The sequence below is a fragment of the Streptomyces sp. NPDC006544 genome (assembly GCF_040611715.1).
Lineage (GTDB): Bacteria > Actinomycetota > Actinomycetes > Streptomycetales > Streptomycetaceae > Streptomyces.
On record NZ_JBEXOV010000055.1, the window covers coordinates 39,786 to 50,073 of the forward strand.

The 10,288-nt window shown below is 69.7% G+C and carries 13 protein-coding genes; 7 read left to right on the forward strand and 6 right to left on the reverse strand.

Annotated features, from left to right (window positions below):
* Nucleotides 1–160 precede the first annotated feature (160 nt).
* The 5 genes from ABZY44_RS24025 to ABZY44_RS24045 all read right to left on the reverse strand — a co-directional run bounded on the left by ABZY44_RS24025 (nt 161) and on the right by ABZY44_RS24045 (nt 3,196).
* Complete coding sequence (locus ABZY44_RS24025) at nt 161–394, reverse strand: hypothetical protein (RefSeq protein ID WP_356657088.1); 234 nt, start codon at nt 392–394, stop codon at nt 161–163.
* Between the two features lie 170 nt (nt 395–564).
* Complete coding sequence (locus ABZY44_RS24030) at nt 565–1,098, reverse strand: hypothetical protein (protein WP_356657090.1); 534 nt, start codon at nt 1,096–1,098, stop codon at nt 565–567.
* 25 nt (nt 1,099–1,123) lie between these two features.
* Nucleotides 1,124–1,636: a hypothetical protein gene (locus ABZY44_RS24035; RefSeq protein ID WP_356657092.1), complete on the reverse strand. Its 513-nt coding sequence runs from the start codon at nt 1,634–1,636 to the stop codon at nt 1,124–1,126.
* Between the two features lie 209 nt (nt 1,637–1,845).
* Nucleotides 1,846–2,061: a hypothetical protein gene (locus ABZY44_RS24040; RefSeq protein WP_356657094.1), complete on the reverse strand. Its 216-nt coding sequence runs from the start codon at nt 2,059–2,061 to the stop codon at nt 1,846–1,848.
* 184 nt (nt 2,062–2,245) lie between these two features.
* Nucleotides 2,246–3,196, reverse strand: coding sequence for a helix-turn-helix domain-containing protein (locus tag ABZY44_RS24045; RefSeq protein WP_356657096.1), 951 nt, complete (start codon nt 3,194–3,196; stop codon nt 2,246–2,248).
* Between ABZY44_RS24045 and ABZY44_RS24050 the strand changes: the two genes are divergently transcribed.
* On the forward strand, nt 3,104–3,304 hold the full coding sequence (locus ABZY44_RS24050) for a hypothetical protein (RefSeq protein ID WP_356657098.1): 201 nt from the start codon (nt 3,104–3,106) through the stop codon (nt 3,302–3,304). The genes ABZY44_RS24045 and ABZY44_RS24050 overlap by 93 nt on opposite strands.
* Nucleotides 3,305–3,583: 279 nt before the next feature.
* On the opposite strand, the gene ABZY44_RS24055 is transcribed toward ABZY44_RS24050, so the two are convergent.
* Nucleotides 3,584–3,814, reverse strand: coding sequence for a helix-turn-helix transcriptional regulator (locus ABZY44_RS24055; RefSeq protein ID WP_356657100.1), 231 nt, complete (start codon nt 3,812–3,814; stop codon nt 3,584–3,586).
* Nucleotides 3,815–4,168: 354 nt separating this feature from the next.
* On the opposite strand from ABZY44_RS24055, the gene ABZY44_RS24060 reads away from it, so the two are divergent.
* From ABZY44_RS24060 to ABZY44_RS24085, 6 genes are all read left to right on the forward strand, one after another.
* Complete coding sequence (locus tag ABZY44_RS24060; RefSeq protein ID WP_356657110.1) at nt 4,169–5,143, forward strand: LLM class flavin-dependent oxidoreductase; 975 nt, start codon at nt 4,169–4,171, stop codon at nt 5,141–5,143.
* Between the two features lie 11 nt (nt 5,144–5,154).
* Entirely contained in the window at nt 5,155–6,159 is a 1,005-nt protein-coding gene (locus tag ABZY44_RS24065; RefSeq protein WP_356657102.1) for an alpha/beta hydrolase, read from the forward strand.
* Between the two features lie 80 nt (nt 6,160–6,239).
* On the forward strand, nt 6,240–7,652 hold the full coding sequence (locus ABZY44_RS24070; protein ID WP_356657104.1) for a DUF6421 family protein: 1,413 nt from the start codon (nt 6,240–6,242) through the stop codon (nt 7,650–7,652).
* 26 nt (nt 7,653–7,678) lie between these two features.
* Nucleotides 7,679–8,440 carry an SDR family NAD(P)-dependent oxidoreductase gene (locus tag ABZY44_RS24075; RefSeq protein ID WP_356657112.1) on the forward strand — a complete coding sequence of 254 codons (762 nt, stop codon included), beginning with the start codon at nt 7,679–7,681 and terminating at the stop codon, nt 8,438–8,440.
* Complete coding sequence (locus ABZY44_RS24080) at nt 8,437–9,519, forward strand: low specificity L-threonine aldolase (protein WP_356657106.1); 1,083 nt, start codon at nt 8,437–8,439, stop codon at nt 9,517–9,519. The genes ABZY44_RS24075 and ABZY44_RS24080 overlap by 4 nt, the downstream gene beginning before the upstream one ends.
* 42 nt (nt 9,520–9,561) lie before the next feature.
* The gene (locus ABZY44_RS24085) at nt 9,562–10,164 is read left to right on the forward strand and encodes a transglutaminase family protein (RefSeq protein WP_356657108.1); all 603 of its coding nucleotides are present in this window, start codon (nt 9,562–9,564) and stop codon (nt 10,162–10,164) included.
* Nucleotides 10,165–10,288 lie beyond the last annotated feature (124 nt).

Sequence of the window (10,288 nt, forward strand, 5' to 3'; positions counted from 1 at the left end):
TAGTGGCTCACGCGGGACGCCGTAGTTTGTTCCTCTCAGGGCGGCGCACCGCACATGGCGGCATGTCTTCGAGGATGCATGTCACCGCCATCGCTCCCCGCGCATGCGGGGATGAGAAAGGCCCCCAGCCTCAGGCTGGGGGCCTTTCTCCGTTGCCGGGCTACCGCCTTGCCGCCCTGCCGCGGCGGCATTCGGGGCATCGGCAGCCATGCATCCGGTAGGCAGATTCCGAGCCGTGCAGCAGGTCAGGGTTGCGGCCCTCCATCAGCGCCTCGTCCAGCTCCGCCTGGAACCACGGGTTGATACGGGCGAAAGCGTGGAGCTGGGCCGGAAAGATCCGCAGCGTCTGGCAGACCTGCCCGAGCGGCCGGCCCTTGCGGAGTTCCCGCAGCACTGCCTCCCGCAGAACTCTCGGGAAGAGGGCCCGCGAGATCGCATGGCGCCGTTTGCGGTCGGGTCGGAGCCGCTTCCGTCGGCAGTCCTCGCATCGGCTGTACTGCGTGCGGGTGTACCGGGGGCAGTCGTGGCACTCCCGTAACGGGATCTCTGGGGTGCTGTCGGCAGTCACGCGCTGACCTTGTCGCTGCGGTGCCCCTGACCGGGCCGGTTCTTGATGGCCTCTTCGACCTGGCGGGCGCTGTACAGGTGCTGCGGCCGGTTCGACTCCGGGTGGGGGCGGGTCGTGACCGCCTCGACGCCCCAGCGGGCGAGCGTCTTGCGGGCCGTGGCTGACGGCTTCTGGCCCTTGTAGCCGAGCCGGGAAGCCACTTCGTTGATGTCGATGAGCTCGCGCTCCTCAAGGATCGCCATCAGATCGACGGACTCGACGATGGCGGTCAGATCGAGGTCGCCGTACTCGTCGGCGGGGTAGCCGTCGAAGTTCTTGTCCTCATCGTTGTAGGGGCCGATGAACTCCAAGCCGTTGACGTACACGCCGGGCGGCAGCGCTTCCTGGATGGCTACGAGGTAGGCGGTCTCGACCTCGTCGAGGTCGTAGTCGTCCGGGTAGTCGCCGGCTGCGGTGCGGACGGTGCTGGCGGCGCTGAGCTCGTGGCCCTGAACGTTGTACCAGCTGCCGTAGCCGGTGGTGACGGCCATGATGGACTCCTTCGGGTCTGTTGGATCAGATGGCCGCGACGGCCTGGCGGATGCCGGCGATGGCGCTCTGGAAGACCTCGCGGGGCGTGGCCTCGCGGGACTCGCTGAATCCCATGTGGGCGTGGAACTTGCCGTCGGTGACGTCGAACCACAGCTTGTCGATGCTGGTGGCGAGCTTGTAGCCCTGCGAGTTGGAGATCAGCTCGCCCTGCCAGGTGGCACCCGAGATGTTGCCGGTGCCGTAGTGGGACAGTTCCAGGCCGGCGAGGGTGGCCCAGTTGTTGAAGTAGACGCGGTCCATGTCGCCGCGCTGCCAGCGGCTGCCTCCGATGGCGGTAAGGGCCTCGGGGGTGAGGATGGCCTGCTTGGCCTTGCGGGCGAGGCGGCGGGCGCCGATGGTGATGCGGCGGGCGAGGGAGGTGGCGTCGATGGTCCACTTGCCGGCGGTCTTGGTGGCGGCGACGGCTCCGAGGCGGCACCAGGTGCGGATGGTGGCGACGGTGACGTGGGCTTCGGTGGCGGCGGTGGTGGTGTTCATCGGGTTCCCCTCCCTTTGCGATGACCCAACTTTGACATACGTATGTCGAAGTTGGCAAGGGGTGTAACCCATAAGAGTGAACGCCCGGTTGTCAGTGCGGGCAGATAGCCTGTTCGGACCACATCGGCTCTAGCTTGCGGGGATGCTGCTGGGCTGCAGGTGCACAAAATCCGCCCCACCGGATCAGCGCCCGGTGGGGCGGAGTGCTGTCAGGCCGCAGCCTCCCGGGCCGCCTTCTTCACGGCCATCTCGACCTCGTACCGGTTCTGCCCGGTCGCCGCGGCATGCTCGGTCACCGCGGCCTGGACCGTGTCGGCGGCGTCCCGCCACGCCTCCGCGCTGTACTCGCCGGCAAGCGCCGCCTCCCGGGCCGCATTGGCCGCACGCTGGAGCTGGATCAGTTCGTCAGAAGGTTCGATCGCCACGCCCGGATCCTAAGCCGCAGGTCTGACAGGCGCCTGGATCGCCGCAGCCCACTCCTCGAGGAGCTCCTCATACCGCGGCGACGCAGCCCCGCCCGCAGCAACCAGCGCCCGGATCTCCGCGTTGATCTCCGCGAGAGGGCGCACCCGGCCAGCAGCGGGAAGGGAGGGGGACATGTGTCCGATCTTACGAGTCGGCGCCCACAATCGGTACCGGCCGGCCGCGGCCCCACAGGACGTCCACGTGCTGGGCGAACCGGTCGTACAGGCCGTCGTCCTCGAGGCGCCGCAGATGGAACAACGGCGACTCATGCCCGAGGCCGTCGCCGATGTGAGGCGTGTACAGCAGCTGATCGTCGAAGATGAAGACGGACTGCGACAGGTGCGCGGGCGAGTCGCTGAACCGGGCCTCGACGCCCGGGGTGACCCCCATCTTCGCCAGCTGGTCCAGCGTGATCCGGATCCGAGTCGACACCGTCAGCGGGACGCCCTCCAGCTCCTCCCGCTGCCGGGTCATCTCCGCGTCCGGATCGCCGAGCAGGAAGCGGATCTCACAGCCGGCCGCAGCCTTGGCCTTCAGCCGGTCAGCGATGCGCGGATGGTCCTGCCACAGGAAGTACGACGTGTACCCGGACATCGTGATGCGCTTCTTCGCCCCGTCGAGGAGGCTGGCCCACACGCTCGTCGGGCAAAGGCTCCGGAACGGGTAGGTGGAGACGATCTCGCGATCATGCCCGAGCTTGATCGTCGACTTCACCGCCTGCGGCCACAAGGAATCCGCGCTCACACCCAGCACCTCAGCCACCCTCATCCGCGTATCGGCATGTGGCGCCCGCTCCCCGGACAGCCACCGGTCGACCGTCTTCCCAGCCACGCCGACTTTACGGGCCAGTAGAGACGGAGACATGCCGGCGTCAGCGACAGCCTCCCGAAGTGCGGTGTTCACGATCCCCCCTGCGGCATACGGGTGACGCGCTGGGAAGTGTCCCCAGGTGTCCGCGCTGGACACTTCAAGCGTCCCAAGTGTCCAGGCAGAGTACGGGACATGAGCCAGTCGCACACCGCAGACCTCCCCCCGATCGGGGACCTGTCCGAGCAGCAGATCCGTGGGGCCGCCTGCGTCCGCTGCGGGGTCCACCTCGACAACGCGACCGCGGTCGACCTCGGCGAACGTCGGGGGCGGCGGGCCGGCAGTCCGTTCCGTTGGTTCCCGCGCGCCTGCCCCCAGCACGGGGCGACCACCTAGACCCCCGCCTCTCCCGCAGCGGCGGCAGCGGGAGGGGCGGGTATCACCCGCGGGCGACGTGATGGGCTGGCGTTTGGCTGATTTGCGCCCACGAATCTGGGGCACACGACAGGTGTGTCCCGCCTGTAAGTCCTGGCCAGAGCTTGCGGATTGGTCACACATTCACACCCCGTGGGAACTCTGCGTGCGCATATATGCAGCAGACACCCTTCCCTGATCGGCATATGCCAGGCAGGATACGTATCGAGCGTGTGACCGAAACCGGCCATGCGCTCAGCGTTATGGCAGCAGGTCCCGCGCCGGGAGGCGTAGGGCTCGCGCAAGGCGGAGTATCTGGCTGAACTTCGGGTCGGTCTTGCCGGCCTCGGTCTTCTGCAGGGTTGTCCGGTCGATCCCGGCCAGCTCGGCGAGCTTCTCCTGTGTGAGGTCCGCCTGCAGGCGGGCGTCGCGGATCCGATTGCCCAGGTCGACGCGGGCTTGAAGGATCCATTGCGGTGTAGCGGGTTGCACCCACTGAACACTTAAACATCAAGATCGTTTTGTCTGCGGGATGCATCCCGCATTTTGTGATCAACGTCGATCGATCGACCGGCAGAAACGACGAGCCTGGTCGGTGAGCTCGAGCCCGTAGGTGGGCGATCGAGGCGCGGGTGCATCAACGCCTCCCCGGGCGGCGCCCCGCTTCGATCGCCCTCCCGTGGGGGAACTGGGAAACCGGTGGGAGTTGATCTTGCCTAACTACGACAGAACTAAAACTGAACTAGTACTGACTAGGGCACGTAGATGCAGGTCAGAGGGCCATCTCGCCGCGCCGACGCAGGTGGGGGAGTCCCTCGTTTAGTGGCGCTGAAGTGGTACGCCCACATGAGCGCCCCGGAGATCTTCCTGAGCTTCGTCGCGGCCAGGACCGACACCATACGCATCGGCCACGGGGTCGTTTGCATGCCCTTCGCCTTCAACCATCCGGTGCGGGTCGCCGAGCGGGCCGCGATGCTCGACCTGCTCTCCGGCGGGCGGGTCGACCTCGGCGCCGGGCGCGGCGGGACCGAGCAGGAGACCTCGCTGTGCGGGGTGGACCGGGAGCGCACCACGGCGGAGGTCGAGGAGGCGCTGCGGATCATCGGGAAGGCCTGGCAGGATGACGAGCTGGAGTACCACGGGGAGCTCATGGACATCGATCCGCACCCGATCCTGCCGAGGCCGGCCCAGACGCCGCACCCGCCGCTGTTCCTGGCGTGCAGCCGCGGCGAGACCCTGGTGCAGGCCGCCGAGCTGGGCGTGGGCGCGCTGGTGATGGGCTTCGCGGGGCCGGAGTCCATCGCGCGGATGCGCGCGGTCTACGACGCCGCGATCGCCGCCCGCGACGGCGCCCGCTTCGTGTCCACCGCGGTCAACGACCACTTCTCCGTGCTCTGCCCGACCATCGTGCTCGACGACCCGCAGGAGGCCCGCCGGATCGGCATCCGGGGGCAGCGGTTCTTCGCGCAGTCCATCGGCCACTGGTACGGCGGCGCGGGCATCCCGGACGAGGCGGTGGTCCCGGGAGCCGACGAGGAGGCGCGGATGCGCGAGGCGGCGGAGCAGGTGGTGGCCCGGCTGCACGAGCAGGAGATCCCGGTGCGGCCCACCTCCGCGGCCACCTTCAACGCCGACCACGCCTACGGGAGCGCGGACGAGGCGATCGCCTACGTCGAACAGCTCAGGGAGGCGGGGGCCGACGAGATCATGTGCCTGATCCAGATGGGGACCGTCCCGCAGGAGGCCTGTCTGGAGACCCTGCGCCAGTGGGGCGAGAAGGTCATCCCGCACTTCGCGAACGAGCACGGCCGGAACGCGTAGGGGCGGCCGCCGTGACCGATGCCGACGAAGGGTCGCGGCTCGATCCCGCCGCCCGGCCCTACGCCGACGCCCTGGCCGCCTTCTTCCCCGACCTCGGCGGGGCCGTCACCACCGCCGACGAGGCCCGCCGGATCCTGGCCGCCGCGCCGGGCTCCGCCGGGCCCGTGCCGGTCGTCGGCGCCGTGGAGGACCGTGAGGTCCCCGGACCCGAGGGGGCGCCGCCGGTCCCCGTACGCGTCTACTACCCGGACCCCCTGCTCCGGCCGGGACCCCGGCCGACCGTGGTGTTCTGCCACGGCGGGGGCTGGGTGCTGTGCGACCTCGACACCCACGACGCCACCGTCCGGGCGCTCTGCCGGACCTCCGGGGCCGTCTTCGTCTCCGTCGGCTACCGGCGGGCCCCCGAGGCGCGCTTCCCCGCCGCCGTCCACGACGCGTACGCGGTCCTGCGCTGGGCCGGTGCGCACGTCGCGGAGCTGGGCGGGGACCCGGCCGCCCTGGCGGTGGCCGGGGACAGTGCCGGCGGGAACCTCGCGGCCGCCTCTCTGCTGCTGGCCCGCGAGCACGGGGGTCCGGCCGTCGCGCTCCAGGTGCTGATCTATCCCTGCCTGGACGCCGCGCAGGACACGGAGTCCTACCGGACCGACGCGCGGGGCTGCTTACTGACCGCGGCGCACATGCGCTGGTTCTGGGAGCAGTACCTGGGACCCGGCGGGGACGGCGGCGATCCGCTGGCCTCCCCGCTCGCCGCGGACCCGCGCGGGCTGCCGCCGGCACACGTGCTGGTCGCCGGGTGCGATCCGCTGCGGGACGAGGGGGAGGCGTACCACCGCCGGCTGGTCGGAGCCGGTGTCCCTTCGGTCCTCGACGTCCGTCCGGGAATGTTCCACGGGTTCCTCGCGCTGGCCGCCGTACTGCCCCAGGCCCGGCAGGCCATGGAGGGACTGGGCGGAGCCATCGATTCCATGGGTAAGAACGGGAAGACTTCCGGTGAAACTGGGGGTGACGCAGGATAATTTCCCGCATCTGCTCTTGAGCGGGAGAGCCTCGCGTGTAACCCTGTCCTGACGTGAGGTTCTCCTGTGGAGGAAGTGACATGACGGAAACTCTTGTGCCGGGTATCGGCGGGGCCGTGATAACCGCCGGTGCGCGGGTGGTAGACCACCCTGCGTGGCCCGAGCTCAAGGCCGCCGTGGAGGAGATCCGGCCCTGGCAGTCGGCCGACGGCTCCATCGACTTCGAGGCCGAGGGGGCGCCGGACCGCGCCACCGTCGCGGTCGCGGTCGAGCGCGTGGTCTCGGCCGTGGAGGCGCTGTCGCCGCTGCTGCCGCACGGGGGCGCGTACCACCGTGCTCTCATCGCGGACCTGCGCAAGTGGGCCGACGGCGGCTTCGGCGTACCGGACTTCCTCGACTCCCTGCTGGCCTTCCACCCGGCGGCCGACCGCGCCGACGGCCTCCAGCACCTCGTCGTCTTCCCGATGTACACCCAGAACGGCAACCCGGACCGCAACTTCGAAGCCGTCGTGCTGAAGATGGTGTGGCCCGAGTGGCTCTCCGAGCTGGAGCGCACCCGGTACGACAACCCGCTCTTCCTCGGCATCACCTTCGAGGACTTCACTCCGGGCTACGACACCCACTCCGCGGTGCTCTTCCCGGAGACCATCGCGGTCCGCGAGGCTCCCGAGCGCTTCACCTGGGGCGGGATCTTCTGCGACCGCGAGGCCGCCCGCTACCGCAAGGTCACCGCTGCCGCCGTGGAGACGCTCGGCATCGAGCTCCCCGAGGACATCGCCGCCATGGTCGAGGACCAGGGACGCTGCGAGAAGGCCTTCGTCCTGTGGGACATGGTCCACGACCGCACCCACAGCCACGGCGACCTGCCGTTCGACCCCTTCATGATCAAGCAGCGCCAGCCGTTCTGGATGTACGGCCTCGAAGAGCTGCGCTGCGACCTCACCGCCTTCAAGGAGGCCGTGAAGCTGGAGTCCGAGGGCAACGAGCACGGCCGTGACGTGCAGTACGCCGTCCTCTTCGACCGAATGTTCCGCTTCCCCGTCTCCGGGGACCGCAACCGCAACTACGACGGCCTCGGCGGCCAGCTCCTCTTCGCGTACCTCCACAAGCACGACGTCGTGCGCTGGACGGACAACAAGCTGAAGATCGACTGGATGCGCGCCCCGCAGGTCACCAACCAGCTGTGCGCCGAGATCGAGGACCTCTACCGGGCCGGCATCGACCGCCCCAAGCTCGTCCACTGGTTCAAGGCCTACGACCTGGTCGCCGAGTACCTCGCGCCCCACCCGGGATCCCGCTGGGCCAAGGGCCCCGACGCCCTCGACCTCACCCAGCCGCCGCGCAAGCTCGTGGACGACGTGCTTCCGGACGAGTTTCCGCTCAGCATGTTCTATGAGGCCCTTGCCAAGAAGCTCAAGGGCGTGATCGCCTCCTGCAAGGGAATCACCGCAGGGGACGCGGCGCAGCGCGAGACCGCGCGGGCAGCCGCGTGAGCACTCGCACACAGGAGGCAGCACAGATGATCGGCTCCGGGAACGGCAACGGGAAGCTCAGTGGCGCGGTAGTGGCGGTGGCCGGGGCCGGCGGGCCCGCGGGCCGCGCCGTACTCGCCCGCCTCGCGGAGGCGGGCGCGGTGGTCGTCGCGTCCGACGCCGACGCCGCGCGCCTGGCGGAAGCCGTGGACGCGGCCCGCTACGCCCACGGGGGCGCCACCGTCACCGGTGACACCGTGGACCTGCTCGACCTCGCCGCCACCAAGGCCTGGGCCGAGCGCACGGAGAAGGACTTCGGCCGTCTCGACGGCATCGTGCACCTCGTCGGCGGCTGGCGCGGCAGCTCGTCCTTCACCGAGACCGACCTCGCGGACTGGGACTTCCTGGAGAAGCTCCTCATCCGCACCGTCCAGCACACCTCGCTCGCCTTCCACGACGGGCTGCTGCGCAGCGACCGCGGGCGCTACGTCCTGGTCAGCCAGTCCGGTGCGCACAAGCCGATCGCCACGAACGCGGCCTACAACGCGGGCAAGGCGGCAGCCGAGGCGTGGACGCTGGCGCTCGCCGACTCCTTCCGCAAGGCGGGGGGCGAGGACGGCCCGAACGCCGCGGCTGCGATCCTGGTCATCAAGGCACTGGTGCACGACGCGATGCGCGCCGAGCGCCCCACTGCGAAGTTCGCGGGCTTCACCGACGTCAAGGAACTGGCCGAGGCCATCGCCGGCGTCTGGGAGCGGCCCGCCATCGATGTGAACGGACAGCGTCTGTGGCTCACTCCGCAACCGTGAGGACGGCGACCGCGACCGGAGGGACCGACGCCCGTCGGCACCACGATCCGGCGGTACGGGGCTTCGCGAGCGACAACTACGCGGGCGTCCATCCCGAGATCCTGGAGGCGATCGCGCTGGCCAACGGCGGCCACCAGGTCGCCTACGGCGGGGACGAGTACACCGAGCACCTCCAGAAGGTCATCCGGAGCCACTTCGGTCCGTATTCCGAGGCCTTCCCGGTGTTCAACGGGACGGGCGCCAACGTCACCGCCCTCCAGGCGATGACCGACCGCTGGGGCGCCGTGGTGTGCGCCGAGACGGCGCACATCAACGTCGACGAGGGCGGCGCGCCCGAGCGGATGGCGGGCCTCAAGCTCCTCACCGTGCCCACGCCGGACGGCAAGCTCACCCCCGAGCTCATCGACCGGCAGGCCTGGGGCTGGGAGGACGAGCACCGGGCGATGCCCCAGGTCGTCTCGATCACCCAGAACACCGAGCTCGGCACGGTCTACACGCCCGAGGAGATCCGCGCGATCTGCGAGCACGCCCACGGCAAGGGCATGAAGGTCCACCTCGACGGGGCCCGGATAGCCAACGCCGCGGCCTCCCTCGACGTGCCGATGCGCACCTTCACGAACACGGTCGGCGTGGACGTGCTGTCCTACGGCGGCACCAAGAACGGCATGATGTTCGGCGAGGCCGTGGTGGTGCTCGACCCGGACGCGGTCCGACAGATGAAGCACATCCGCAAGATGTCGATGCAGCTGGCCTCCAAGATGCGGTTCGTGTCGGTCCAGCTGGAGGCCCTGCTCGCGAAGGACCTGTGGCTGCGCAACGCCCGGCACGCCAACGCGATGGCGCAGCGCCTGGCCGCCGGGGTCCGCGCGGCCGACGGGGTGGAGATCCTCTACCCGGTGCAGGCCAACGCCGTGTTCGCGCGGCTGCCGCACGACGTGTCGCGCCGGCTGCAGGAGCGGTACCGCTTCTACTTCTGGGACGAGATCGCCGGCGACGTGCGCTGGATGTGCGGTTTCGACACCCAGGAAGAGGACGTGGACGGCTTCCTCCAGGCACTCAAGGAAGAACTCGCACGCTAAATCGATAGCCATGCGAGCTCGCGCATAAATATGCTCCGGATCATGCAATTGATCCAGGAGCAGCCCGACCTTGCCGACTATCTCGCGGCGGACGACGTCGTGGACCACGGGCACCCCGTGGTCCACGAGACCGCCGACGCCCTGTGGGCCGCCACCCACGGGGACCCGTACGCCTACGCCGGAGCGGCCTTCGAGTTCGTCCGCGACACGATCGCGCACTCCGCCGACTCCGGCGACATGCGCGTCACCTGGCGCGCCTCCGACGTCCTGAGCACGCGCACCGGCATCTGTCACGCCAAGTCCCACGCGCTGGTGGCCCTGTTGCGGGCCCGGGGCGTCCCGGCCGGCTTCTGCTACCAGGTGCTCGCCGATGACGACGGCTCCGCACCGCTCGTGCACGGCCTGATCGCGCTGCGCCTGCCGGGCGGCGCGCACTGGTCCCGCCAGGACCCGCGCGGCAACAAGCCCGGCGTGGACGCCCGGTTCAGCCTCGGCCAGGAGCAACTGGCCTTCCCCGTACGCCCGGACATCGGCGAGGTCGACTACCCCGGGGTCCATGCCGCCCCGCATCCGGCCGTGGTGCGGGCCCTGCGGGAGTCCGCGGACCGGCCGGAGCTGTGGCGCAAGCTCCCGACGGCCCTGTAGCCGACGGGAGAACGGTGTCACCGCCGTGCTAGGGCCTGTGTGATGTCGTGATCATTCGGGAGCCTTCAGCAGGTCGTCGATCCAGATCATTGCGGCGCGGAGGTGGAGGCCGGCGAGGTAGCTC

Bases quoted from the DNA above. Each gene is read 5' to 3' on its own strand.
- ABZY44_RS24030 (WP_356657090.1), bottom strand. From the start codon at position 1,098: ATGGCCGTCACCACCGGCTACGGCAGCTGGTACAACGTTCAGGGCCAC.
- ABZY44_RS24035 (WP_356657092.1), bottom strand. From the start codon at position 1,636: ATGAACACCACCACCGCCGCCACCGAAGCCCACGTCACCGTCGCCACC.
- ABZY44_RS24050 (WP_356657098.1), top strand. From the start codon at position 3,104: ATGAGCCAGTCGCACACCGCAGACCTCCCCCCGATCGGGGACCTGTCC.
- ABZY44_RS24060 (WP_356657110.1), top strand. From the start codon at position 4,169: ATGAGCGCCCCGGAGATCTTCCTGAGCTTCGTCGCGGCCAGGACCGAC.
- ABZY44_RS24070 (WP_356657104.1), top strand. From the start codon at position 6,240: ATGACGGAAACTCTTGTGCCGGGTATCGGCGGGGCCGTGATAACCGCC.
- ABZY44_RS24075 (WP_356657112.1), top strand. From the start codon at position 7,679: ATGATCGGCTCCGGGAACGGCAACGGGAAGCTCAGTGGCGCGGTAGTG.
- ABZY44_RS24085 (WP_356657108.1), top strand. From the start codon at position 9,562: ATGCAATTGATCCAGGAGCAGCCCGACCTTGCCGACTATCTCGCGGCG.